Source organism: Chloroherpetonaceae bacterium (assembly GCA_033763895.1).
GTDB lineage: Bacteria > Bacteroidota > Chlorobiia > Chlorobiales > Thermochlorobacteraceae > JANRJQ01.
Genome location: JANRJQ010000010.1, coordinates 813,898 through 839,818, shown reverse-complemented (window position 1 = coordinate 839,818; position 25,921 = coordinate 813,898). Strand labels below are relative to the sequence as shown.

The window sequence follows — 25,921 nt, the reverse complement described above, 5'->3', positions numbered from 1 at the left end:
CTATCAACTTAATCCAGCATTTATGAAAATCAAATTTGCTTTGATTCTTCTCATTCTTTCCCTCGTAAAACAAAACTTAGTTACAGCCCAAGAAGCGGAACAAATTCATGTATTTCGCGGGGCAACAATTTTTCCGATTTCAGGAGAGCCAATTGAGAATGGTGATTTGGTCATACGGGGGAAAAAGATTCTTGCCGTTGGGAAAACGGGCAGTGTTGCGATTCCTGCCAATGCCGTCATTCACGATGTCAAAGGAAAAGTGATTATGCCGGGGCTTGTCGATACCCACTCACATATCGGCGGCGGCGATGGCGGTGATGGCTCTGCACCGATTCATCCCGATGTCCGAATTTATGACACCATCGATCCAAACAATGATACATTCAACAAAGCCCGCGCAGGGGGAATCACAACCGTTAATGTGATGCCCGGTTCAGGTCATTTGATGAGCGGTCAAACCGTGTATCTTAAATTGAGACAGAAACCGCGAAAAGTTGACGATATGCTCTTTGTCTCGAATCCGCAGAAAGAAATTATTGGTGGGCTTAAAATGGCCAATGGGACAAATCCGCTTCGCCCATCGCCTTTTCCGGGCACGCGTGCTAAGTCGGCTGCCATTATCCGACAGCTCTATTCAAAAGCCGTTGATTATCAATCTAAAATCAAAGCCGCGAAAGGTGATAGTTCAAAATTACCACCTCGCGACATCATGATGGAGCCGCTTGTGGAAGTGCTTGAAGGCAAACGTACGGTTCATCATCACACGCACCGCGGCGACGATATTCTCACCGTGATTCGTATCGCAAAAGAATTTGGCTATCGTCCGGTACTTCATCATGTGAGCGAAGCGTGGAAGGTTGCAAAAGAAATTGCTGAAGCCAAAATCCCTTGCTCCATCATTATTCTTGATACACCGGGCGGAAAACTTGAAGCCGCAGAAATCAAATATGAAAATGGTGCCGTGCTCGAAGCCGCCGGCGTTGATGTTGCTTTCCATACCGACGATGGAGTTACCGATTCCCGCGTCTTTCTTCGCTCCGCCGCGCTTGCGGTTCGTGCTGGAATGTCGAAAAAGAAAGCGCTTGAGGGGCTAACACTTGCAGGTGCTAAAATGCTTGGGCTTGAAAATCGTGTCGGATCTCTTGATGCGGGAAAAGATGCCGATTTCATCATTCTTTCCGGCGACCCGCTCAGTGTTTACAGCCGAATCGAACAGACTTGGGTTGAAGGCGCCAATGTGTTTGATTATGCGTTGCCCGAATTTAGAAAATATGCTGCCGGTGGGTATGGGGTTTACCGAGGTGAAATTTTTGACCACTATCTCGGCGGTTATGGAGAAACAGGTTCTCAAACCAGCAATTCAAAGTAAAAACTATTCAATAACTCATTTTTAGAATTGACATGAAATCATTTTCAAAAGGTTTACGGCTTCTATTCTTAACGCCTCTATTTATTCTTGGTTCATCTCAAAACTTGCTTTTTGCCCAAATCGCCATTAAAGCAGATACAGTTTTTACTGTATCAGGTCCAAAACTTATTGGTGGTGTTGTGTTGGTAAACAAAGGAAAAATTGAAGCGGTGGGAAGTGCCAATTCAATTAAAATTCCCGCGAGTTACAAGGTTTTAACAGCTAAAGTTGTCACGCCCGGTTTAATCGATGCTCACTCGGTTGTCGGCCTTGCGGGGATATACAACACTCCGCACGATCAAGATCAACTTGAACTTTCTGATGCTATTCAACCGGAACTTCGAGCTGTCGATGCATACAATGGTCGAGAAGCTTTGGTTGATTGGGTAAGAAGTTTTGGAATTACAACGCTTCACACCGGTCATGCACCCGGCGCTTTAGCAAGTGGACAAACGATTATTGTTAAAACACTGAATGGTTCAACAGAAAACGCTGTAATTGACTCTGGCTTTGCTGTTGCGATGACCTTGGGTTCGCTCGTAGGGCAGAATTTCAAAAAGCCCGGAACTCGTGCGAAAGGGATTGCAATGCTCCGAACAGAGCTCATAAAAGCAAGAGAGTATGGAAAAAAAATGCTTGAGAAAGATGCTTCGAAACGCCCTGCTCGAGATTTAAAGCTCGAAGTTTTCAACGATTTATTAAATGGTAAATTTCGAGCACTCATCACAGTTCATAAAGCCAATGACATTCTTACCGCCATTCGACTTGCCAATGAATTTGGGTTCAAACTGATTTTGGATGGCTGCGCCGAAGCGCCGCTTGTGCTTAATGAAATAAAAGCTTCAGGCTCGCATGTTATTCTTCATGCAACAATGGTGAGAACCGGCGGCGAAGCCAAAAGCGCTTCGATGGAAACCGCCTCTAAACTAAAAGCAGCTGGAATCAAATTTGCCATTCAAAGTGGTTACGAAACCTATGTGCCCAAAACGCGTGTTGTGCTTTACGAAGCAGGCTTAACACTTTCAAACGGTCTTGGTTTCGAGGACGCGCTTCGAAGTATCACGCTTTCAGCGGCTGAAATCCTTGGGCTTCAATCACGATTGGGAAGCATCGAAAAAGGTAAAGATGCCGATCTCGTTCTTTTTGACGGTGATCCCTTTGAATACACCTCACATGTTTGCACCGTCATCATTAACGGTGAAATCACGAATCAAACTTGCAAATAAGAATTCATTTCAGCCAATCCCCCATTGGCTTTCTTGACCTACCTTCGCTCCTTTTTTCGTCCTCTTAAAAGCAACTCGATTTGTGTACTTTTGCCAATAAGTTTTAGAAGTAATAACAGGCATGACGCCGCAAAGTTTATATATGATTGAAAGCATGACTGGCTATGGGTTTGCCGAAAAAACGAATGGCAATACCACTTTTTCCGCGGAAATTCGATCAGTGAATAGCCGATTTTCTGAAATTAACCTCAAACTTCCGCGTGTTCTTTCTTCTCGTGAAATCGAGGCAAAAGAAATCATTAGGAAGCAATTGCTGCGCGGGAAAATTTCTGCATCGCTACAAATTACCAAAACAGATGGAGAGAACATTCCTTTAAGGTTAAAAAGCGATACTGTTCGCGGTTATATACATTTGCTTCGAGATTTAAAACAAGCTTCAGGCATTGAAGAAGAAATCAGACTCGATCATCTACTTAAATTTACTGACATTTTTGAAAGTGATATTGGTGAGGAAGAGGAAGAATCATTGTGGCATTTAGGGGAGACGGTTCTCGAAGAAGCGATAAAAAATCTTCGAGAAATGCGTCGAAAAGAAGGCATTGAATTGGGAAAAGACTTTGAAACAAGAATTGAATCTATTAATCAAACGCTTCTTAAAATCGAATCTCTTTCGAAACAGACCATTGAAGAAACTCGCGAAAAAATTCGCCAAAAAGTACGCGAAATTTTAACAGACGAAACTAAAATCAGCCGTGATAGACTTGAACTTGAAGTCGTCCTCATTGCCGATAAAATGGATATTACCGAGGAATGCGTTCGATTCAGAAGTCATAATAAGTTCTTTATCGAAGCCCTCCGAAATGCAGAACCTTCAGGCAGAAAACTCAACTTTCTTCTTCAAGAGCAAAACAGAGAAGCAAATACCATTGCTTCAAAATCTCAAAATTCTGAAATTGCCCAGTTGGTAGTTTTTTTGAAAGAAGAGTTGGAAAAAATTCGTGAGCAAGTTCAAAATATCGAATAATACTTTAAGCGAATGAACGAGACATTGAAAGACCCATACGATTCCCACCTTTCCGAAACAGGACTTACCCAAGGGCCGAAAGTCGTTGTTTTTGCTGCGCCTTCTGGCACCGGTAAATCGACCATTTCCAAGATGATTTTGAATGATTTGCCTGTACTGACCTTTTCCGTTTCTGCGACAACTCGCCCTCAGCGAGCCGGTGAAACCCACGGTAAAGAATATTATTTTTTAAGCAAACATGTGTTCGAGCAAACCATCAATGAAGATGGCTTTATCGAATACTCAAAGCATTTTGAAAACTATTATGGCACCCTCAAGTCAGAAGTTGATCGGGCATACAGTGAATCAAAAGTTTTGCTCCTTGACTTGGATGTCGATGGTGCTCTAAATGTGAAAAAAATTTATCGAGAGCGCGCACTTCTTGTTTTCATTCTGCCACCCAGCCGAGAAATACTTGAAGATCGTTTGCGAAAAAGAGGAACTGATAGTGAAGCATCAATTCTCAAAAGGCTTGAAAGGGTAGATTACGAACTCTCACAATCCATACAATTTGATACGCGGGTTGTGAATGATGAATTGAATAGAGCCGTTGATGAAATTAAAAGTACCATACAAGCGTTCATTAGAAACTAATTGTTGGTTAAACGACTTAATTTGAAATGAAATTTTTATAAATTTTATTTCTGTCTTTAAGTATCGTAACTTGCAGTTCTTTTTCAAACTCTATTAATTACGCTTTAATCTATGGCGATCAAAACCGTTGATTTTGATAAACTAAAATGGCAATCTTCAAATCTTTATGAAGTAACTGCGGCGCTTTCAAGGCGTGCAAAAGAAGTCAATGAAAAACAGCGTCAGGAGTTGGAAGAAAAGCTTTCACCTTTTAAGGTTCGCTCAAGAAATCCAACCAACGAAGCGGAAGCTGAAAAAGTATTTCCGGAACAAGTTAATATCAGCGTAAAATTCGAACGCCTTCCTAAGCCAACGAATGTTTCTGTTGAGGAGTATCTTTCCGAACAATACTCTTTTGATTATCCCGCAGTAACAAAGAAAAAGTAATCAACTCAAAACCTCCTTTTAAAGGGGGTTTTGCTTTTTAAAGACCCAAGAGTCCCAAATACTATGTTAAAACTGACGGGCATCAGCCATATTACTTTGCGTGTAAATGATTTACGCCGTTCCGAAGAATTTTATATGAAAATTCTTGGATTCAAGCTTCACCATCGGCTGGGGATTAACATGACTTATCTTGAATCAAATGGTGATTCGTTAGTTCTTGTAAAGGCGGAAACGCCAAGCCCAATGGGAAATGGCGACATCCGATACGATCATTTTGGACTTCGCTTGCCAACGGATGCCGATGTCGATGACGCAGCCGCTATTTTAAAGGAGCATCGCGTGCACTTTATCACGCAGCCGGCAAAACGCCGTGACGGCCGCGCTTTCTTCGTATCCGACCCCGATGGGAATCTGGTTGAAATCTACTCCTCAACCGGTGAAATATTCCCTACTGACGATACCAATCCTGTTGAACCATCTTCAAATCGACGAGGTCGTAAAGCGAAAGCACCATCACCGCAAAAAGAGGCAAAACTCCGCGAGGCGGAAAGCCCTAGCAAACGACGCAGAAGCCGAAAGTAAACTTTTCATTGTCATCAAATGCAGCAAATGATTCTTATTGCCCTTTTTTTAATCGGGCTTGATCAAGTCACAAAGTACTTGGCAAAAGTTTATATGTTTGAAAAGGGGATTTTTCAAATTCCTTTACTTGGCGATTGGTTTAAATTCACTTATGTCGAAAATCCCGGCATTGCTTTTGGGGTTGAACTTCCCGGGGGTAGAATTACGATTTCGATATTTTCCATCATTGCCGTCGCTGCGATTACTTGGTATATTTTCCATTCATTTAAAAATACTTGGCCATATAAATTCTCATTCTCTTTCGTTATCGGAGGAGCCATCGGAAATCTTATCGACCGCGTTTTGTACGGGAGAGTTATCGACTTTGCTCACTTAGATCTTTATAACGGAACGATCGGTGGATATTATCTATCACTTTGGCCTGTCTTTAACATTGCTGATGCAGCCATAAGTATTGGGGTTGTATCAAGTCTCATTTTTTATAAACAAATTTTTGAAGAACAGTCACTTGTCCATTCAACGATGGGAGAGTTAGAGCAACTATCCAACAAAGAAACAACACAAAGCCCGGAATCAAACCCCCAAAGTCCTCATGAATAAAACTGAATCTCATTTCGCTCATACTTCCCTTGGAGCCGATGGGAATAAAGAATTCGAAGGGTGTACTTTTGTCGATGCACATGCTCATTTATCTTTCCCAGATTACAACCCCGATCGTGAATCCATCATTCAAAGGCTTAGAGAGAATCGCGTAGGGTTAATCATTAATCCGGGTACCAATGTTGAAACTTCCCGAGATGCGATCGCATGCGCAGAGTCGCTTGATTTTGTTTATGCCAATGTTGGACTTCACCCCTGCGATGTCAATGAATTTGATGAAGATTCATTTTCTGAACTTGAGACTTTAGCAAAACACCCAAAAGTGGTGGCAATTGGTGAAATTGGTTTAGACTATCACTACCCGGAAACAAATAAACAGAAAGAAGAACACTGCTTTCGGACAATGTTAAGAATTGCCAAAAAGCTTGATTTACCCGTGATAATTCACACGCGTGACGCTTGGAGCGATACATTCCGAATTCTTGAAGAGGAGAAGTCATCAAACTTAAGAGGCATGATGCATTGCTTTTCCGGTACAATTGAAGAGGCGGCTCGATCGATCGAATTGGGCTTTAAGATTTCCATCCCCGGAATCATCACTTTTAAGAAATCCAATTTACCTGAAGTCGTCAAGGCGTTACCTTTGTCAGAAATTCTAACAGAAACGGATTGCCCATTTTTGGCACCTGTTCCTCACCGAGGGAAGCGAAATGAACCTGCATTCGTCATAGAAGTTGCCAAAAAAATCGCCGAAGTAAAGTCTCTTCCCATTCAAAGCGTTGCAAAGGCTGTTCTTGGCAATACGGTTTCACTTTTTAATATAAAAGTTGAACTTTAGTATTCTCAAAAATTGAAATGTTTTGTCACTCCCTTCGAATTGTTTAAATTCGCGGCTCAAAAAATTTAAGACTTTTATCATTCAATTAAAGTAATGGCCAATTCACAAGAAGTATCACAAACCTCAACATCAAAAAAAGCGAAAGAGCCTTCCAAAAATGGCGTTGATTCGAGCATCAATGTTGAAATGAAATGGGCAGAGTTTGTTCATTTTGCCGAAAAGAATCAAAACCTTCTCATTGGTATCGGTGTCATCGTATTACTTTCGATTGCCGGTTTTGTTTACTGGAATTACCGAATTGATTCAATTAAAGATGATGCCGCCTATGAACTAGAAAAGGTTATGCCGTTCTACAAAAATAGCGACTTTAAAACAGCGATAAGCGGAGATTCAACGGCTAAAGGCCTAAGCGAAATTGCAGAAAAGTACACAGGCACACCGGCTGGAAATCAAGCTTATTATTTCTTGGGTAATGCATATTTGCAAACGGGTGATTATAAATCTGCCTTAACTGCATTTGGTAAAGTGTCTGGTTCTGGGCTTCTTACTTCTGCGGCAAGTGCGGGCGAAGCCACCTGTTACGAACAAGAAAAAAATTACGCGAAAGCTGCAAAATTATTCTATACCGCAGCCAAAGAAACCCCAAACGACGCACTTGCGCCGATTTATTTCACAGATGCAGCTAGAAATTATGAACTTGCAGGAGATAAATCTGAAGCCCTAAAAATTTATCAATTACTCGTAAAAGACTATTCAAAAACCAATCAAGGTCGTGAAGCAGAAAAAGCAGTCGCACGATTAAAATCAGTTCTTTAATGGGTTTTCGATTTGACAGGGATTGAATTTCGATAAATTAAAAGAGCGCTTTTCAGCGCTCATTTAATTTGTAGCAGTTGCCATTATGTTGAGATAACTTTCGTATCGAGCTTTTAAGATTTTCTTATCCTCAACCGCTTTTTTTACACCGCAATTGGGTTCGCTTTCGTGAAGGCAAGAACTGAATTGACAATTTGTGGCATAAACTTCGAATTCTGGAAAAAAATGACGAATTTCTAACTTTGAAATCATCTCCAATCCAAATTCACGGATTCCGGGTGTATCGACGATAAAACTTTTGTTCATAAATCGGTATCCACGAATCTCAACCAATTCTTTCATCATTGCGTTACTGGTTGTATGTGACCCTTTCAAAGTTCTTTCACTGACATCTTTCGTGTCAAAATTGGATTTGGTAAGGAAATTCATAATCGACGTTTTCCCAACGCCCGAGTGACCACACAATACGGAAGTTTTTCCATCCAAAAACTTAAAAAGAGAATCCATTCCCTTTCCGGTCTCAACACTTAAATAAAGCAGTTGATACCCAAGTTTTTTGTAAACCTCTGTTATTGCAATGACATCTTTGTGATCCCGCTTATCTAAACAAAGATCCATTTTATTAACAACAATCAACGGATTTAACCTTTCAAAGCCGGCATAAACCAGATATCGATCAACCAAACCCGGGCGAAACATTGGTTCAAAAGCGGATGCGATAATTACGATGTTATCCAAGTTTGACGCAATAACAAGAGACGATTCCCCGCTCCTTGTCATTCTTCGATCGCGTGCTCTTGAAATTTTATTTTTCCTTTCTTTTACTGTTGTGATAACGCCTACACCAAACTCATTTCCTCCCGAGGCATTTGTTCGTTTAAAAGTCACTTCATCACCAACACACAAAAGCGTTTCGTCTTCTGGATTTTTGGAATAAGTACTCCGATTTGGTTTACAATCATGTAAAGATGAATCATTGGCTCGAATAATAAAATAGGCGGATTTCAAGCCTATCACCGTTCCGTCTTCACCGAGTTCACGGTTCGATAAAAATTGCTCCGCGCGCGTTCTTGACCGGTCTCGAATATCCTTTTTAGCCATTGTACTGTAAAATCATATTGATCTCTATTTCTCAACTTTTTTGAGGAATTTCTTGGAATTTCTTCACTTCTTAATTCCCTTCAATTGTATTCCGATATTTGGTTTTCTATCTTAGCCTCAAATATTTGAATTAAAAAAATGAAAACAACCATACGTTTCTTTAATGCCTTTATTAGAATCTTCTTTCTTCTTTTACTCCTTATTTTTTTACCGGCTTGGTTTGTAGGAATCGAACAGCAAATTGAAATTCGAATTTCCGTTGCAATTTACGCTCTTTTTATCTTTAATTCGCTTTGGCCAGCCGTACAAGGTCGGTTTTCAAAAAAGAAAGATGATATTTTGCCCCCCACTCGATTAGAGGCTTGGTTAGATAATGCTGTAATTTTTGGATTTTGGGGAATTCACTTCTCAGCTATTTTTGACTATAAACTTGCACTTTCAACTTCCTTATTCTCCTTTTTTCCTTCAACGGTCTCAATATTTTTTCCTCGAGAATTTAGTTTTTATTTGGGTCTAATTGTTATGATCCTTTCACTTGTTCTCGCCTATTCTTCGGTAGGAACTTTAGGGGAATATTTCGATCGTTTAACGATAAAAAAAAATCAACCGCTAATCACTTCAGGCGTATATGGTGTAGTTCGACATCCAATCTACTCTGCCTATCTGCTCCTTTTTTCCGGTTTTTGTTTGATCATGAAAAGCCCGCTTTCCCTTGTTCTTCTTCTTCTTATCGCTTATCTCTGGTCAATTACCTTCATCAAAAGAGAGGAATTGATGTTGATTAAACAGTTTGGGGATTCTTACATTGAGTATTCAAAAAAAGTCAAAAGGCTGATTCCATTCATTTATTGAGAACTTACTATCCCTTTTTTGGCTTTAACGGAATGTAAATTCTTAAAATAACGGCTTTTGTTCCTCATTTGAAACGAAGTTTGTTTTGCAGTTATTTTCCTCATGAGTCGTTTTTTTGGTAGATTTGCAACCTAAATTTTAAACTCTTGGTGCTATGGATTTCAAGAGTAATTATCAAATCACTTTTTTATGGCTACAGTAAAAATTGGAAACAGACTTGTTGGTGATGGTCAACCCGTCTATGTGATCGCTGAAATCGGTATCAATCATAACGGCGATTTAGAGATCGCGAAAAAGTTGATTGATGGCGCCGCTATTGCAGGTTGCGATGCAGTCAAGTTTCAGAAGCGAACTCCTGAAAAATGCGTGCCCAAAGATCAATGGATGATTGAGCGTGACACCCCTTGGGGAAGAATGACCTATATCGATTACCGCTATAAAGTTGAGTTTACCAAAGATCAATATGCAGAAATTGATCGTTACTGTAAATCCAAAAACATTCAATGGTTTGCCTCTTGCTGGGATGAAGATGCCGTTGATTTTATGGAACAATTTAACCCTCCGTGTTATAAAATTGCCTCTGCTTCACTTACCGATACAGATTTAATTCGCAAAAAGAAATCAACCGGCAAGCCACTGATTCTTTCAACCGGTATGTCAACAACAGAAGAGATTGAAACGGCACTTGCTGAAATCGGCACTGAAAATCTTCTTCTTGCACATGCAACTTCGACCTATCCTTGCAAGGTTGAAGAATTAAACTTGAATGTTATTCGTACCTATAAACAAAAATATCCAACCGTGCCAATTGGCTATTCTGGTCATGAAACCGGCTTAGCTACAACTTGGGCAGCAATCGCGATTGGTGCTACTTTTGTTGAGCGCCATATTACGCTTGACCGTGCAATGTGGGGAACAGACCAAGCGGCTTCTGTGGAAATCGGCGGCTTAATTAAGCTTGTCTCAAATATTCGTGATATCGAAAAATCTTTGGGCGATGGTGTGAAGAAACTTTACGAGAGCGAAATCGGTCCTCGAAAAAAGCTTCGTCGCGTTCAATCGTCACCTGCAACAGTTTAATTTTGAAGTAACCTTTTGTTCAATTAAAAATGTCATTAGAAACACTTCAATGGGTTTCGCCTTTGGTAATAGTTAGTTCGGCGATAATCTATGTAATCCTTGAGCGCATATTTCCATACGATAAGGGCCTTCCTATTTTTAGGGAAGGCTTTTTTAATGATTTGGTTTTGTACACCCTCATCCAAAGCGCGATTTTGGGTATTGTTATTAATGATTGGATTATCAATAATCTTCGGATTTTTTTTGGGACTGATTCAATTACCGTCGTTAGAAATCTCCCGTTAACGATTCAGGTTATTTTTTTTCTCATCATTCACGATATCTACATTTATTTCTTTCACCGATGGCAGCACCGGAATAAGTGGCTATTTAGAACTCACGAAGCTCACCATTCGCCCCGTCAAGTCGATTGGCTCGCTGGGTCGCGGTCACACTTTGTTGAAATTCTAATTAATCAAACCATTGAATATGCTCCCATTTTGCTTTTTGCCTCTCCTGAAGTTGCACTCTGGAAGGGTATGCTCGATGCAGTTTGGGGAATGTACATTCACTCAAATATTGATGTACGGTCGGGTGTACTTCAATATGTAATTAACGGGCCTGAAATGCACCGATGGCATCATAGTAAAGGAAAAGGTAATACAGTAAACTTTGCAACGAAAATCGCGATTTGGGACTGGATTTTTGGAACAGCTTATTTGCCCAATTCAAAACCAAAAGCATACGGTCTAACCAGCGACGATTATCCGCTGAGCACGACCAGTACACCTTTTTTCCAACGGATTTGGGATGATACCAAGAGTTATGTTTTACAAACCGCTTATCTTTTTAGACCTGTACGAAAGAGCATCAAAATTGAACCCAAAAACACTCCGGTTGTAAATTAATTAATCCCATCCCCCTTTCTTTAATAACGAATTCATAACATTGAAATTTTATGTCAAAAAAACAAACCACAGTCATTACAGGAGGCGCAGGCTTTTTAGGTTCACATCTTTGCGATCGTTTTCTGAGCGAAGGCCATCGGGTTATTGCTATCGATAACTTTGTGACCGGAAGCCCTGAAAATATCGCCCATCTGATGGGAAACCCTGACTTTAAGTTTATCCGTCACGATGTTTGCAATTTTATTTATATCGATGGCCCTGTAGATAATGTCTTGCATTTTGCATCTCCGGCAAGCCCAATCGACTATCTTAAAATTCCTATCCAAACACTTAAAGTAGGATCATTAGGAACACATAATGCTCTTGGTTTTGCAAAAGCAAAGGGCGCGAAATTCATGATTGCTTCTACTTCAGAAGTCTATGGAGACCCGCTTGAACACCCGCAGAAAGAAACTTATTGGGGTCATGTGAATCCGATCGGATTTAGAGGATGTTACGATGAAGCAAAACGATTTGCAGAAGCAATTACAATGGCTTATCACCGTCACCACGGGCTGGACACACGAATTCTCAGGATATTCAATACCTATGGCCCGAGAATGCGCCTTGATGATGGCCGCGCCCTACCATCATTTGTCGGTTCAGCAATACGCAATGAACCTATGACCGTGTTTGGAGATGGTTCCCAGACCCGTTCTTTCTGTTATGTTTCCGATTTGGTTGATGGAATTTGGCGTCTTTTGAATTCAACTGAAAACATGCCTGTAAACATCGGCAATCCCAATGAAATCACCATTTTGGATTTTGCGAAAGAAGTTCAAAATGTCATGAAGGAATTGGCTGATAAAACGGTAGGAATTGAGTATCGGCCACTTCCTGCTGATGATCCAAAGCAACGTCAACCGGATATTACAAGGGCAAAATCAATATTAGGGTGGGAGCCTAAAATCGGACGTGCCGAAGGGCTTCGTCGTACAATTCAATTCTTTTTAGACAAAAGTCAGAAGTAGTTTTTCACACTGAATTCTTTTCTAAATGAAGGAGTTAAGTTATGCATTACACACAAAGCCCTTATAAATACTACCGACGGTTAACCTCGGAAGTTGGGTTTGGAATCATTAAGTTAGGCGGCGTTCATCCAATTCGAGTTGAATCAATGACGACGACAGATACGATGAACACAGCAGCAACGGTTGAACAATGTCAACGACTCTTCGAAGCTGGTTGCGAAATTATCCGAATTACAGCTCCTTCAATGAAAGAAGCAGAGAATTTGGGTGAAATCTCTAAGCGACTACGCTCGCTTAACATTAATACCCCTCTTGTTGCTGATATCCACTTTACGCCCAATGCTGCCTTGAAAGCAGCAGAATTTGTTGAAAATGTTCGCGTAAACCCCGGAAATTATGCCGATAAAAAGAAATTTGCCGTTCGAGAATACACTGATTCGGAATATCAAGAGGAATTAGAAAGGATTTATAAAGAATTTAAGCCTCTAGTATTAAAATGTAAAGATTTAGGTCGTTCAATTCGAATTGGGACAAATCACGGCTCACTTTCCGATAGAATTATGAATCGATATGGTGATTCTCCACTCGGTATGGTTGAGTCAGCCCTTGAATTCGCTCGGATTTGTGAAGATTGCGGATATTACGATTTCCTTTTTTCGATGAAATCATCAAATCCTTTGGTGATGATACAAGCCTATCGACTATTGGTGAATCGGGCAGATAAAGAATTGAAACATAAGTATCCGTTGCATTTGGGGGTTACCGAAGCAGGAAATTCTGAGGAAGGACGGGTCAAATCGGCCATTGGGATTGGTTCTTTATTAGAAGATGGTTTAGGAGATACTATCCGGGTTTCATTAACTGAGGATCCTGTTAATGAAGTCGCTGTTGGGTTTGAGATTGTTCGCCGTTACAATGAAAGATGGCTTCTTAAACATGAAAATCAACTTACAGTTGTCAGCGAACTGATAAAACCCGACCACCTAAAAGAATCAGAAGTTGAAGTTTCTTATAATCCTTTTGAGTTTTCGAGAAGAGTATCAAAGAAGTTTTCCATTTCATCCTTTGAAATTGGTGGTGATGCCCCCCCACGAGTTGAACTTCACATAAAAACACCCCTCTTAAAAATGGACGAAGTCCGAGATGAAATCATTTTTTCTGCAAAACCATTCTTGAAGGATGGTGCAAAATCAGAGTTGGTTTCAATTTCCACTGATTCAATTGATGAAGTATTTGAAATTCAAAAGCTACTCTTTGAAAAATTGATAAAAATACCCATTTCTGTTACAACATCCGAACCACTTTCTGCAAAAGCATTAATAGATAAAGTCGAGAAAGTAACCTTACTCATTAAAGAAGGTGAACGCTTTGATTTAAGCGATTTAGAGTATTATTCCGGGTCAGGATGTATTGAATTTTGTTTTATTCAACAAGAGGCCAGTGATCGCGCAGTTGCAGAGATTTTGACAAAAATTGCGTTAAAATGTCAAAAAATGAAAATTGAAAAAGTTTTATTTTCAATTTTATCAGAAAATCTAATATATCCTTATAGGCGATTAGCATATTCCTTCCACACCAATGGAATACATTATCCAATTGTGCTTCGATATAATTCAAAAAAAGTAAAGTCGTCGTCAATCAAAATCCCAGAGTCTACAAGTGACTTAAACACTGTCGTTGCAGCTTCGATTCAGTTTGGCTCACTTTTATCAGATGGTATAGGCGATATTTTATCCTTTGAAAGTAATATGCTACGTGGTGATGAATTAAATTTGGTTTATAATATTCTCCAAGCCACAAGGTATCGGATGACAAAAACTGAATATATTTCTTGCCCTTCTTGCGGAAGAACCCTTTTTGACTTAGAAGAAGTAACTGCAAAAATAAAAGCCAGAACCTCACATCTTAAAGGGGTAAAGATTGGGATAATGGGGTGTATTGTAAATGGACCGGGCGAAATGGCAGATGCAGACTTTGGATATGTTGGAACAGGTATAGCACAAATTTCACTTTATGTTGGAAAAGAAGTTGTGGAGAGAAATATTCCTGAGAATGAAGCTGTGGATCGTTTAATTGACTTGATTAAACGAAATGGTAAGTGGAAAGAACCTAAAGAAATCGATACTGAAATAGAGGCATAAAAATCGAATGGGAAAACTTGCTTCTGAATCAGTACATACATTTTTGACAAGTGTATTTAGCAAATTTGTTTTAGGAATTCTCATTGATATCTTTATTTCGAGATCGCTTGGGCCAGATGGTAAAGGACAGTATATTCTCTTTATTAACACATTAACTGGTTTAGGACTTTTTTTTGGATTTGGCATTCAAAATAGTAATGCACTTAAGGTAGCAAATCAAAGTGTTGAAATTGGTAAAGCAATTTACTACTCTTTAATAGTAACATTTATAGCCACCTTTTTAACTACATTTCTAATTCTCCTATCATTTCAGTTTAAATTTTCTTATCTCCTTTTTCCAAATAGAAAATTTAACATTAATACTATCCTTCTTCTTATAACCCTTCCCTTGTTCTTCCTCAATAATTTTTTAAACGGAATTCTAATAGGAAAAGGTGAAATAAGATTTAATAACTATATAACCCTAATTAGTCAAGGGCTTTTATGTTTTTATTTATTTTTACTTTTCATTTTAGAAAAGTTAAGTCCTTCTCTTGCGATTTCTGGGTTTATTGGATCAAATATAATTGCATTTACTTTAGTTTCTTACAATTTGAATATTTTAAGGGAAATCAAAAAATCCAAGTTCGATACTTTTCCATCTGGTATTCCAAATTTTCTAAAAGATGCAGTTCCATTTTACCTTATTGTCATATTCTTTTTTCTTGAAATGAAAATTGATACTTACATTATAATCAATTTCCTTGGAGAAAGGTCTTTGGGGATTTATTCAACAGCTACCAGAATGGGTGAAACAATATGGCTTATTTCAGATTCAATTTCATCCTCTTTATTAGTCTTTTTAGCAAGTAACATTGAAAATAAAACCAAAGTCACGATTAAGGTCTTTTCTATTGTACTCATTTCTAGCATTACACTTGCTATAATGCTTATTACGTTTGGTAGATATTTTATAGATTTACTTTATTCAGACAAATTTAACGATTCCATTCAGCCCCTATTTTATATTCTCCCGGGAGTTGTTTTCTTCAGTTTGGTCAGAATAATTGGCACATATCTTGTTAGTGAGAATAAAGTAAATATTCATTTATTTTTTACCTTCATTTCCCTTATTACTTCAATTATATTAAATTTCTATTTCATACCACAGTTTGGTCTAATTGGAGCAGCTACTTCTTATAGCATTCATTGTATGATCTTTGCGACTATTGAGATAATATTTTTTGTATATCATACGAAAACAAATCACACTCAAATCAAAGAGTCTATTCTTGAAATCCCTAATGATGTAAAGAAATTCGTGATTAAATTTATTAATTAAATTTTTTAGAAAACTTGTATCATCAAACATCTCATAACATCTTCTGAATTCTAAACTTCATCCAGAAGCAATAGCATTTTTTTTATATTCGATAGTGGGGTGTAGATTTTACTTTTTAGGTTGGCATTTCAGCTTAAAAACTGGAGTATTGAACATGATTTAATTTTTAAATAACTAATTTTCCACTTTAAATACTTAAAATTCCCAAAAAAATAATAATTTAATTTGAATAATCACTCAATTATAATTAAATTATTTTAAAATTAATTTTTTTGGTGGTTCTTTTAAAGTAATTGATATTGAGGAGTTAAGAATTCAATTACTTTAAGTAATAAGGAGAAATCATTAAATAAACGAGCACCCCTGTCAAAGTAACATATAACCAAATAGGCAATGTCCATCGGGCAACTTTTTTATGCTTTTCAAATTCTCCCCTCCAAGACCTTGCTATAGTAAATAAAGCTAAAGGAAGAATAATTGTTGCGAGCAGAATATGAGTTACAAGAATAAAGTAATATACGTACTTAATACTTCCAATTCCTCCAAATTTCGTTGGTGCAGCTTGAGAATGGTATAAAACATAGCTCACCAAAAAAATTGCAGAAAGAACAAAGGTACTTAGCATCATTATTTTGTGAAGTGAAAAATTGCGACTCATTATTGCAATTAGTCCGATAATTAATAAAATGAAGCAAGTCCCATTAATAAAGGCATGAAATCTTGGAAGTCCAGAAACATCAAGATTTCCAACTGCTAAACTCTTAGGGTAAATTAATAAATACGTTACTAGGCTAGCAACGACAATAGTTATCGAATAAACGAATATTCCCAGTTTTTTTTCCGAGGCTTTGTGTATAACTTCCATAATTTAGTTTTGATTATTCCTTGTCATTTGTGAGAGCGCTAATTCTCTTATCGCTGTTTTTAATGCCGCAAGGCTTTGTGGCTCTCCACTGCTATAATAACCCCTTATCTGAAGGTTTTGATCAATTAGCACAAATTTTGTGCTATGACCTGCAGGAAGATTTTCAGCTGGTAATCTGATTCCGCGTTCAGAGAATTCGATTACACTCGAGGTATCGCCTCTCAGCAGTTGCCATTGCGAAGAATTGATTCCAACAGACTCCTTATACTTTATTAAAACACTTAATGAATCATGAATCGGATCAACGGTTATTGATAAAAACTGTATTTTATCATTTTCTTTGTAATAAGAATACAGTTCTAAAAGTTCTGATGCCATTATAGGGCAAGCGGAAGGACATCTTGTAAAAAAAAAGTATAAAACAGTAATTTTTCCCTTTAATTTTGATTCATTAAACACTTCACCATCTTGTGTAATAAAATCAAATTTCGGTATTGAGCCAAGTACTTGTAACTGCCCCCTTGATTTATTTGCACTTTGAATCGTAAATATGGAAATAAATACCACTAAAAGAACACCTATGATTATTCCTATAATAATATTAATGCTATTTTTCATAAGCAAATTAAGAATTAATCTATTTTATTAAAATTCTAAAAAATCATAAACCAGTACTCCTTAGGGAATGATGATAACCATCCTTTCCTTCCACAACACCGCCCTTGCTTTTTAGCAATAAAAATAGAATCAACAAAACTCCCAAAAATAATGTTGCTATCCACTGATGAAATAGTTTAAGAATTTCCGGCAATCCGATTTTAACAAGGGATACACCGACAAAAACTTGAACTGTTATCAAGATTCCAAAAACTACAGCCAGCTTTTTTATCTCATGCGAAACATTATTTAATTTAATTAATACGAGATACACAAATGAATAGGTTAGTAGTGCAGTGAATACACCTAAATAGCCGTGTATATGACCTATATTTCCCATTAAATCAACTTTATGAACATCCTCGAGTAATGGATATTTTATAGATAAATGTTCTATTTGTTCGCGAACTTGAGTACCTAATACCAATTGAATAAAAGAGATAATCCAAATTACAATCAATAATCTTATTGGTAATAAAATGGTATGATTATTTATTCCTTCAAGATTTATAAACTTTAGATTTCCTACTTTGTCTTTCCATACCACTATAGTTAATCCTAAAAGTATACTCACAATCAAAATTGCAAAAATCAAATGTAAGGTTACGATTACCGGTTCTAAATCAGAATCGACGACCACTTTACCCAACCATCCTTGAAAAATCACCAAGATTAATGAAAGAAGTGAAAAAATCACGTAATTTTTTTTACTTCTAAAATATCTTATTGTATAGTAAAATACAGCGAGGATAAAAAAGCCGGTTAAAACTCCAAAAAGTCGGTTGATATATTCGATCCAAGTTAATGTTGCATTAAATGTAGAAGGATCGTAACCTGCTGGCAGTTGATCTAAGGATATAGGGGGAATCCATAGCCCATAACATTTTGGCCAATCTGGACAACCTAAACCCGCACCAGAAACACGCACAAGACCGCCTAAGAAAATTAATAAATATGTTATTCCAGTTGCAGATGCACAAATTTTGAAATAAACGCTCAGTCTATCCTGATTCTGATTTTTATCAAGCACAATTAAAGATGTATTTAGAGTTTAAGGGGTTAGGGGGATGAACTCCGCACAAATTTGCCAGTTATTTACCTTCAGTTTTAGGGGCTGGCGTTGAGTTCGGCTTTGCGTCATACATCTTAGATTTCTTTCTTATTTCTTGCATTTCATTTTCATAGATACCGGTTCTGCTTTTTCCATCGATCATCGTAAATGCAATGAAAACGGCTAACGCAACCAAACCGATCAAAAGAATCGCAGTGTAAAATTTGTTATCGTAATAGAGATGCATAAAAAACGCTGCGACAAGTCCCGCTTTTATCGTTGCTACAGTCATCGCGACAATGAGGTTCAGCGCGCCAAAGTCAAATTGAGCGACCCAAACAGTAATGACAGTCAGAAACAATAAAGCCCCTCCTACCATCAGATAAAGTTTCAAAGGAAGAATGTGTGGATGATGGGTATTTGTATTCCGGAGAGAGTGCGATTGACTGGAATGCTGCATACTACGATACTGATAAATTATTAAAGCCAATGTTAAATTACAAAACGGTTTTCATTTTTCAAGTTTTTGCGATTCCTTTCTTGTATAGAGAATCTCTCTTTCTTTTATTCAACTGACATTTAACAAACCCACTTCTGCAACTTTCTTGACTTAACGCGTATAAGCAAGTTAAATTATTTTAAATTATGTTAGACACCAATAGAAACGACTCTTACAGCGGAGATAACGAAATGAATAAGTTCCTTGATATGGAGTATAGAAACAAACCCAATATCGAGAACAAATTCGATCCGTTTATTAACGACCACACCATCTCAGAAACGAACTCCGAATCATTCATGAAGGAGCTATCAATTAACCTGAAAAACTTTATCGAGAAATTTAACTTTCTCAAAAACTAACCTTTTCAAAGCGGCTTTAGCCGCTTTTTTTATCTATTCACTTCTTCCCTTCAATTTTCTATATTAACATGATAAACGTCTATGCCCTAAAGGACTGTTACAATCAGTAACTTCTTATCATCATTACTATGGAGTTTGAGCTAAAGACAATCGTTATGACTATAGAAAATTACTTCTTCTACGGAGTAATTATAGTAATGCCCTTTTTTGCTCTGATTTCACTTTTCAATCGACTAAGAATCAAGCATTCATTGCTTTCCATTCGCCACGGTATCTTATTTGGTTTCCCGCTTCTCCCTTCTATTTATGCTTTAGTCCAGTTTTTCTCAATTGCTTTAGCTTATCTCATTGGTGACGACGAATCGGTCATTAAATTCACTGGGTATTTTTTTGCAAGTATTTTTTGGTTCCTTGGTTCTGCTGCATCAGAGCAACGCCTTGTTCTGAATGAAGGAATACTGTTGAGTATCAACTCCCCTTCACGCTCTCTCTTACGATGGGCAGAGGTTACGGACTACTTTACCCGCTCAAAGAATAGTTACACGGAGTACCATTTTTTCAGAAACATCAAGAAAGAAAAAAGGGGAAAAAAAATTGTCCAGCGAAAAATTGAAATAATACGTGTTCAAAACGGGCAGAAAGAAGAATTTGAAAAGCTTATTAGAACATTTCTAGAACCCCGATTTGATATAGATTCAACTCTAATTCAGAAGAACGAGTTCAAATCAAAAAATGAGTAATAACCTTTATATTTGATTCCATCATTTTTCATTCATTTCATTCAAACCATTCTTTTTATTCATGAATTCTATCATCGCATCATTTGGGTTCCTTATGATTATCATAGGGATTATCGGTTATTTGAAATCGGGTAGTCCAACCTCTTTTATTGGAAGTGCCGCTGGTTTATTGGCTATTATCGGAGGCTACATGTACATGTCTGCAGACTCTCAATCAACCGGCAAGTGGATTTGCTTCGGTTCAGCGGTTGTGGTTATTGTTGGGGTAGGAATGAGGATTCCCGGCTTAGTTCAGAAACTCATGACTGGAGAAGAATCCTTTTCTGATGCTTGGGTACGGATCGCAATGTTGGTATTGTCTATTGCATTTGCTGTTTATACATTTGTTGTATTGAAAACAACTGAACAAACAGGAACCTAATTATTTTTGTTATGAAGATTCAGATTCAAAAGTCGCTTTTTGTTTTTGCATTTCTTTCTTTCAGTAGTCTTCTTTATGCTCAGTCTCTTAGAGATATTCAAAGAGACAAAGTTACTGACGCAGGCTCAACGATGTTTAAGCCGGGTGAGAGTTTTTTCGGGAACTTACTTGGTAGTGCATTTGATGAAAACCATTTCAGAATGAATCATTCTTATGCACTACAGTTTAATTCTTTTACTGGCGCAACAACCGGTGAATACACGAATACAATGGTTTACCGGTTCAATTTTCCACTAATGATTCGTGCAGATGTTTCTATGATGCATCAACCATTGGGGGTCTCTCAACTTCAACGAGATCGAGGGTTTGGAGGGATGAATTTTAATGGTATTTATCTTCGAAACCTGTCTGCGATATATCAGCCGACGAAAGACTTAGGCTTTGGAGTCAGTTTTTCACAAGTTCCTCAAGGCGCTTTATGGCAAAACGGAGGATGGTTTGGTAACGGTGGTTTTATGCCGATGAATCCTTTTTTCCAATCAAATTCTAATTGGTGGAACCGCTCAAATCAACCCATTCAAACAGCACCACAAAACGATACTTTTCAAGACGAATAACCAAAGCCGGAGAGATTCGGCTTTTTTTTAAGCTATGTTTTACGGTCTGTTCAAGTTTTTTTTACTCGCCCTACTCACCATACTATTTTGTAACCAATATCCACTTAATTGCAACGCCCAAACTGTTGATAATTCAAGTCAAATAAAAAAGCAGTTGCCCGAAAATTTTGCCTCATTGATTAGCGAATTGAGTTTTTCAGGAAGTGGTTATTATGTGCCTTCTTTTATGAAGTATAGTGAAAATCTCTTAAGCAGACGCGCTCCTGATCTTTTGTTTGGTTTGGATTTAGAAGGATCCTTCAAACTGCGTATTTGGGAGTTTTTATTCATTGGGCCTGCCACTCATTTTTTTATACCCGACGCAAGTAATCTTACAACTGTCTCAAACGAACAACAGTTAAAGCTTACCGGATGGGCGTTTGGTTTGGGTGGTTCAATTTTTTCGAGAGAAGCATTGGCCTCAAATTCATTTTCAGGATTCAATTTCTCGATAATGTATTCAATGCCCCGAATCTCACAGACACAGTTTATCGGTCAAGAGACTTTTGATTCAAATGGAATTATTGTTTCATTAGGAGCAATGATAGGGTTTCCTCTTGCCACTCATTTTAATACTACATTAGGATTGAGAGTTCGAGGAGGGTTTGGGAGCCTCTTTAAAAAGAACGGGAATACCCTTGAATACAGTGATAATGACGGCTCAATTCATGCTGTTCGTTTCAATTTTCTTTCGATTGGTTTGCAACTTGGATTGCTTTACGATCAATAAAAAAGGAGTCTTTCGGACTCCTTTTCAATCATTTAGGCCTGCACTAAATCAGCCGGGATTTCCAAGGGAAGTCCGACAAGAGTTTCTTCGATTAGGAAGTCAACGACTTTTTTAATATCTCCGGCTTTTTCAAAAACATCAAGTTGTTTTCGTGCACTTGTTCCGTGCTCAAGGATGCTGTAAATGGTGTTGATTTCTTTTCTAGACCCTAACTCTTCAACAGCATCGTCAACAAAGCGTAAGAACTCGTGCATCAAATCTGAGGTGCTGATTTTTTGCTTTTTGCTGAAATCAATTAATTGCCCGGTTAACCCGTAACGAGCAGCTAAAAATTTATTCTCTTCGATTAGCGCACGGCTATAGCCCTTAAACTGCATATTTCTCCGGTAGAGATCGTATAATTTTTTTGCTGTTGCTTGAATCAGCGCGGCAACTGCAAGCGATTCATCTACGCGTGTTGGAATATCACAAATGCGAATTTCGATTGTATCAAAAAACGGATGTGGCCGTACATCCCACCAAATTTTCTTTCCATTGTCGATACATCCAGTTTTGATAAGCAATTTGATGTAATCTTCAAATTCAGAGGCAGAATGAAACAATTCTGGAATTCCTGTACGGGGGAAGCTCTTGAATACTTGAGTTCTCCACGAGAAAAGACCTGTTGGGCGGCCAAGCCAAAATGGGGAGCTTGTTGTAAGCGCTAGGATATGTGGCAACAAATACCGTATTTGATTCATCACTTCAATCTGCGCCTCTTTATCCTTTATCCCGACATGAACATGAAGCCCAAAAATCAAATTTGCACGTGCAATATCTTGAAGGTCATTAACAAGCCCGTGATAGCGCTCGTGGTCGGTGATTTCTTGAAACTTCCAATCTGAAAAAGGGTGTGTCGAAGCAGCCACGATTCTAAGTCCCTTCTTCATTGCGAGCTCAGCAATTTGGGTGCGAAGCTTCACTAAATCTGCACGAGCTTCATCCATATTGGCGCAAATTCCGGTTCCAACCTCAACAACCGATTGGTGCATTTCGGGCTTAATGTGCTCCTTGAGAATTTTGCTTCCATCTTCCAAAATCTGTTGAATATGGCTCTTCAACTCTCGTGTTTTGGGATCGACGATTTGATATTCTTCTTCGATTCCTATCGTAAAGCGTTCTTTTTCCATTTGATGGTTATTGTTGATATTTCGGTAGGATTTTCAAGTATTATGAGAAGTTAACAAAAGAATAACCTTATTAAAACTATTTTTCAAAATCTCTTTTCGTTAAATCGTATATAGTAAGTTGCTATTCAATCATACCAACATACACTTATGAAGCGTATTCGATTTTTATTAACCGCTCTCACCCTCCTCTTCATTTTAAGCCCAATTAAAATTTTAGCTCAATCGGGAGATATCGAAGGCGCAAAAGACCCCGCCTTATTTCCACGACCCGCAGGCTACTTTATTTCTACATATGAACTTAAAGATGAGGATGTTCAAGATTTTTATGTAAGAAAATTTGACCGTTACATGAAAGCAGGCGGCGCGACTGAAATCATCGACTACAGGTTCAACAATGAATCAAAACTGAAGGTTAGCATTGTCAGCGTTCTCAAACATTATTCAACCCTTTTGAAAAATCTAAAATTTCAGAATGAGTATGAAGATCAACCTTACGGCAAGCTTAATGGACGAGGCGAATCAGGCGGGAAAATATATTGGATTAAGGTTGAAGTTTACGATGAAGGTCAAGGGTATAAACTCACTGTAGTAAACCATCCGCTTGGCACCCTTCCTTTCTCAGAACCTGATTTTAATGGCAGTTCAGACCATAGACTCTTCACCCGATTTCCGAATTACTATATCTCTGAATTTGATGAAAAAGATTTTGATCAAGATGAATTTTGGAGAAAGTCGCTTGATCGATATGAAAAGGTTGAAGGTAAAAAGACTGTTATTGGCTATCGTATAAAACCTGAGTTGTATGTTAAACATAATAGCGCGGTTGAGATCATTAAGAATTATCTCAACGCAGGCAAAACCTTAAAAGCCACTGTTGAATATGAAGATTACAATTACAATCAAGCTGTGATGAAGATTGTTTCAAATCGAAATGAAGTTTGGGTGAAAGTTGAGGTTTCGGAAGATGGAAAGGCTTATAAATTAACGATTCTTGAGCGCGAAGCATTAACTCCAACAATTACCGCAGGAGAATTAAAAACCGCTCTTGAGCGTGAAGGCAAGGTTGCATTGTACATTAATTTTGAAACAGCAAGTGATGTTATTCCCGCAGATGCCGAAGCTGCCTTCAACGAAGTTGTAACTCTACTAACCCAGAATCCTTCGTTCAAATTGAGCATTGAAGGTCATACCGATAATACCGGTGAAGTTTCTGGAAATCAAAAACTTTCAGAAATGAGGGCACAATCTGTGATGAAAGAACTTGTAAAAAGAGGAATCGCCGCAACGCGTCTTTCAGCAAAAGGATTTGGTAGAACAAAACCAGTAGCCGATAATTCGACAGAGGAAGGACGCGCAAAGAACCGAAGAGTTGAACTCGTTAAAATGAAATAACCACTTTAGAATTAAAACAAAAAAGCGTTTCGAAACCGAAACGCTTTTTTTGTTACCTCAATTTTTTATCAATGACTTAGGCTTTTGCAGGTTGCTTTGGCTTCATATTGAAATTGGTCGTTTTTCTAAAAACGGCATCAACGACTTGACCCTTTAAATACCCTTTCACATTTTTTTCATCGACTGCCTTTTTCAAAATGGGTAACACTTCATGATAGGCTGAAAGGGTATAAGCAATGTCTTCATCAGTATGAGAAAATGAGATATTATGAAATCCACCCCAAAGAATGCCTCGCTTGAAGAGTTCCTGTTGTACCAGTGATTTCATTTCCAACGGATTTCCCGCGCTCGCATTGAATGTCATAATGGTTCTTGCATCGTGGCCGGCGCACAGCGTGTAATCCATTCCAAGTTCTTTTGCAATAGCGTTATAACCTTCACGAAGCTGTTTTCCTTTTTGTGCAAGTGCAGCCGGAACATTTTTATCGCGAAGCTCTGTAATGGTTGCTTTGCAGGCTGCAAGAGAAAGCGCTTCACCGCCGAAAGTTGTAAAGAAAAAGATGTCTTTATCGCAGAGGCTCATAACATCGGCTCTTCCGCAAAGAATTCCTATTGGCATTCCGTTCGCGACTGCTTTAGAGAAGCACATGAGATCGGCGCGGACATTAAAAAGTTCTTGTGCGCCGCCCAAGGCGAATCGGAAGCCTGACCACATTTCATCGAAGATGAGCAGTATTCCGTATTCATCGCAAACCTTACGAAGTTTTTGAAGAAAATCATCTTTTGGGAATTCGAAAACCATTGGTTCGAGAATGACACATGCGGTATCGTGATCAATCGAATCAATCACAGATTGGATATCATTGTAACTGATGGTGAAACTTAAGTCTTGCGTGGCTTTCGGAATGCCTTTATTTCGGTCGGTTACGGCAATGTACCAATCGTGCCAACCGTGATAGCCGCAGCAAAGTACTTTTTCGCGGCCGGTGAAGGCGCGTGCCAATCGAACAGCGGCAGTGGTCACATCGCATCCTGTTTTGCTGTAACGAACCGATTCTACATTCGGAACAACGGAGCGAACGAGTTCGGCTACTTCAACTTCAAGTGGATGCATCATTGAAAAAGTAATTCCATCGGATAATTGTTCTTTAATCGCGGTATCGACTTTTTCATAACAATAACCAAGAGAAAGCGGCCCGATGGCCATTTGATAATCGATGAATTCATTTCCATCAACATCCCAGACATGACTTCCCTTACCCTTTTTAAGATACTTTGGAGAAACCCCTTTGGTGTATTGACCGGGTCCTTTAGCCAAAGTTTGTGTATAGGCTGGGATGAGACCTGTCGCTCGTTCATAGAGCTTATCGGATTCTGTTATCGTGGGAAATTCTGTGTTAAAAGTAACTTTATTTGGCATAAGCAAATGTGATA

Annotated in this window: 28 protein-coding genes; 21 read left to right on the top strand and 7 right to left on the bottom strand. The window is 38.4% G+C overall.

Features of this window, described 5'->3' with window-relative positions:
• Positions 1-22: 22 nt before the first annotated feature.
• The 9 genes from SFU91_11805 (at position 23) to SFU91_11765 (ending at position 7,553) form a co-directional block, all read left to right on the top strand.
• The gene (locus SFU91_11805; GenBank protein MDX2129708.1) at positions 23-1,369 is read left to right on the top strand and encodes an amidohydrolase family protein; all 1,347 of its coding nucleotides are present in this window, start codon (positions 23-25) and stop codon (positions 1,367-1,369) included.
• Positions 1,370-1,401: 32 nt separating this feature from the next.
• Positions 1,402-2,634 (top strand): amidohydrolase family protein, encoded by a 1,233-nt coding sequence (locus SFU91_11800; protein MDX2129707.1) that lies wholly within the window; start codon positions 1,402-1,404, stop codon positions 2,632-2,634.
• Positions 2,635-2,755: 121 nt separating this feature from the next.
• A complete protein-coding gene (locus tag SFU91_11795; protein ID MDX2129706.1) occupies positions 2,756-3,658 on the top strand; it encodes a YicC/YloC family endoribonuclease in 903 nt (300 codons plus the stop codon).
• Positions 3,659-3,670: 12 nt separating this feature from the next.
• On the top strand, positions 3,671-4,291 hold the full coding sequence (gmk, locus tag SFU91_11790; GenBank protein ID MDX2129705.1) for a guanylate kinase: 621 nt from the start codon (positions 3,671-3,673) through the stop codon (positions 4,289-4,291).
• Positions 4,292-4,402: 111 nt separating this feature from the next.
• Positions 4,403-4,717: a hypothetical protein gene (locus SFU91_11785; protein MDX2129704.1), complete on the top strand. Its 315-nt coding sequence runs from the start codon at positions 4,403-4,405 to the stop codon at positions 4,715-4,717.
• 63 nt (positions 4,718-4,780) lie between these two features.
• Positions 4,781-5,299 carry a VOC family protein gene (locus SFU91_11780; protein ID MDX2129703.1) on the top strand — a complete coding sequence of 173 codons (519 nt, stop codon included), beginning with the start codon at positions 4,781-4,783 and terminating at the stop codon, positions 5,297-5,299.
• Positions 5,300-5,317: 18 nt separating this feature from the next.
• A complete protein-coding gene (lspA, locus tag SFU91_11775) occupies positions 5,318-5,899 on the top strand; it encodes a signal peptidase II (GenBank protein MDX2129702.1) in 582 nt (193 codons plus the stop codon).
• Complete coding sequence (locus tag SFU91_11770; GenBank protein MDX2129701.1) at positions 5,892-6,737, top strand: TatD family hydrolase; 846 nt, start codon at positions 5,892-5,894, stop codon at positions 6,735-6,737. The genes lspA and SFU91_11770 overlap by 8 nt, the downstream gene beginning before the upstream one ends.
• 93 nt (positions 6,738-6,830) lie before the next feature.
• Positions 6,831-7,553: a tetratricopeptide repeat protein gene (locus SFU91_11765; GenBank protein ID MDX2129700.1), complete on the top strand. Its 723-nt coding sequence runs from the start codon at positions 6,831-6,833 to the stop codon at positions 7,551-7,553.
• Positions 7,554-7,616: 63 nt separating this feature from the next.
• Here the strand turns inward: SFU91_11765 and rsgA are convergent, their stop codons facing one another.
• Positions 7,617-8,654, bottom strand: coding sequence for a ribosome small subunit-dependent GTPase A (gene rsgA / locus SFU91_11760; protein MDX2129699.1), 1,038 nt, complete (start codon positions 8,652-8,654; stop codon positions 7,617-7,619).
• A 138-nt stretch (positions 8,655-8,792) separates the two neighbouring features.
• Between rsgA and SFU91_11755 the strand changes: the two genes are divergently transcribed.
• The 6 genes from SFU91_11755 to SFU91_11730 all read left to right on the top strand — a co-directional run bounded on the left by SFU91_11755 (position 8,793) and on the right by SFU91_11730 (position 15,945).
• Positions 8,793-9,506: an isoprenylcysteine carboxylmethyltransferase family protein gene (locus tag SFU91_11755; GenBank protein MDX2129698.1), complete on the top strand. Its 714-nt coding sequence runs from the start codon at positions 8,793-8,795 to the stop codon at positions 9,504-9,506.
• 189 nt (positions 9,507-9,695) lie between these two features.
• Positions 9,696-10,586, top strand: coding sequence for an N-acetylneuraminate synthase family protein (locus SFU91_11750; protein ID MDX2129697.1), 891 nt, complete (start codon positions 9,696-9,698; stop codon positions 10,584-10,586).
• 29 nt (positions 10,587-10,615) lie between these two features.
• Complete coding sequence (locus SFU91_11745; GenBank protein ID MDX2129696.1) at positions 10,616-11,473, top strand: sterol desaturase family protein; 858 nt, start codon at positions 10,616-10,618, stop codon at positions 11,471-11,473.
• Positions 11,474-11,523: 50 nt separating this feature from the next.
• Positions 11,524-12,483 carry a UDP-glucuronic acid decarboxylase family protein gene (locus tag SFU91_11740; GenBank protein MDX2129695.1) on the top strand — a complete coding sequence of 320 codons (960 nt, stop codon included), beginning with the start codon at positions 11,524-11,526 and terminating at the stop codon, positions 12,481-12,483.
• A 41-nt stretch (positions 12,484-12,524) separates the two neighbouring features.
• Positions 12,525-14,624 carry a (E)-4-hydroxy-3-methylbut-2-enyl-diphosphate synthase gene (gene ispG, locus SFU91_11735; protein ID MDX2129694.1) on the top strand — a complete coding sequence of 700 codons (2,100 nt, stop codon included), beginning with the start codon at positions 12,525-12,527 and terminating at the stop codon, positions 14,622-14,624.
• Between the two features lie 7 nt (positions 14,625-14,631).
• A complete protein-coding gene (locus SFU91_11730; GenBank protein ID MDX2129693.1) occupies positions 14,632-15,945 on the top strand; it encodes a polysaccharide biosynthesis C-terminal domain-containing protein in 1,314 nt (437 codons plus the stop codon).
• A 319-nt stretch (positions 15,946-16,264) separates the two neighbouring features.
• Here the strand turns inward: SFU91_11730 and SFU91_11725 are convergent, their stop codons facing one another.
• The 4 genes from SFU91_11725 to SFU91_11710 all read right to left on the bottom strand — a co-directional run bounded on the left by SFU91_11725 (position 16,265) and on the right by SFU91_11710 (position 18,978).
• Positions 16,265-16,810 (bottom strand): DUF420 domain-containing protein, encoded by a 546-nt coding sequence (locus SFU91_11725; GenBank protein MDX2129692.1) that lies wholly within the window; start codon positions 16,808-16,810, stop codon positions 16,265-16,267.
• 3 nt (positions 16,811-16,813) lie between these two features.
• Positions 16,814-17,428 carry an SCO family protein gene (locus SFU91_11720; GenBank protein MDX2129691.1) on the bottom strand — a complete coding sequence of 205 codons (615 nt, stop codon included), beginning with the start codon at positions 17,426-17,428 and terminating at the stop codon, positions 16,814-16,816.
• Between the two features lie 43 nt (positions 17,429-17,471).
• Positions 17,472-18,497 carry a COX15/CtaA family protein gene (locus SFU91_11715; protein ID MDX2129690.1) on the bottom strand — a complete coding sequence of 342 codons (1,026 nt, stop codon included), beginning with the start codon at positions 18,495-18,497 and terminating at the stop codon, positions 17,472-17,474.
• 61 nt (positions 18,498-18,558) lie between these two features.
• On the bottom strand, positions 18,559-18,978 hold the full coding sequence (locus SFU91_11710; protein MDX2129689.1) for a cytochrome C oxidase subunit IV family protein: 420 nt from the start codon (positions 18,976-18,978) through the stop codon (positions 18,559-18,561).
• 185 nt (positions 18,979-19,163) lie between these two features.
• Between SFU91_11710 and SFU91_11705 the strand changes: the two genes are divergently transcribed.
• The 5 genes from SFU91_11705 to SFU91_11685 all read left to right on the top strand — a co-directional run bounded on the left by SFU91_11705 (position 19,164) and on the right by SFU91_11685 (position 21,926).
• Entirely contained in the window at positions 19,164-19,379 is a 216-nt protein-coding gene (locus SFU91_11705; protein ID MDX2129688.1) for a hypothetical protein, read from the top strand.
• A gap of 155 nt (positions 19,380-19,534) precedes the next feature.
• Positions 19,535-20,119, top strand: coding sequence for a hypothetical protein (locus tag SFU91_11700; GenBank protein MDX2129687.1), 585 nt, complete (start codon positions 19,535-19,537; stop codon positions 20,117-20,119).
• A gap of 61 nt (positions 20,120-20,180) precedes the next feature.
• Positions 20,181-20,540 (top strand): TMEM14 family protein, encoded by a 360-nt coding sequence (locus tag SFU91_11695; GenBank protein ID MDX2129686.1) that lies wholly within the window; start codon positions 20,181-20,183, stop codon positions 20,538-20,540.
• Between the two features lie 11 nt (positions 20,541-20,551).
• Positions 20,552-21,157 (top strand): hypothetical protein, encoded by a 606-nt coding sequence (locus tag SFU91_11690; GenBank protein MDX2129685.1) that lies wholly within the window; start codon positions 20,552-20,554, stop codon positions 21,155-21,157.
• Positions 21,158-21,191: 34 nt separating this feature from the next.
• Positions 21,192-21,926, top strand: coding sequence for a hypothetical protein (locus tag SFU91_11685; GenBank protein MDX2129684.1), 735 nt, complete (start codon positions 21,192-21,194; stop codon positions 21,924-21,926).
• A gap of 32 nt (positions 21,927-21,958) precedes the next feature.
• Here the strand turns inward: SFU91_11685 and SFU91_11680 are convergent, their stop codons facing one another.
• Positions 21,959-23,095, bottom strand: coding sequence for a carboxylate-amine ligase (locus tag SFU91_11680; protein MDX2129683.1), 1,137 nt, complete (start codon positions 23,093-23,095; stop codon positions 21,959-21,961).
• Positions 23,096-23,242: 147 nt separating this feature from the next.
• Between SFU91_11680 and SFU91_11675 the strand changes: the two genes are divergently transcribed.
• Positions 23,243-24,487 (top strand): OmpA family protein, encoded by a 1,245-nt coding sequence (locus SFU91_11675; GenBank protein ID MDX2129682.1) that lies wholly within the window; start codon positions 23,243-23,245, stop codon positions 24,485-24,487.
• 76 nt (positions 24,488-24,563) lie between these two features.
• Here the strand turns inward: SFU91_11675 and SFU91_11670 are convergent, their stop codons facing one another.
• Positions 24,564-25,907: an aminotransferase class III-fold pyridoxal phosphate-dependent enzyme gene (locus SFU91_11670; protein MDX2129681.1), complete on the bottom strand. Its 1,344-nt coding sequence runs from the start codon at positions 25,905-25,907 to the stop codon at positions 24,564-24,566.
• Positions 25,908-25,921: the final 14 nt, after the last annotated feature.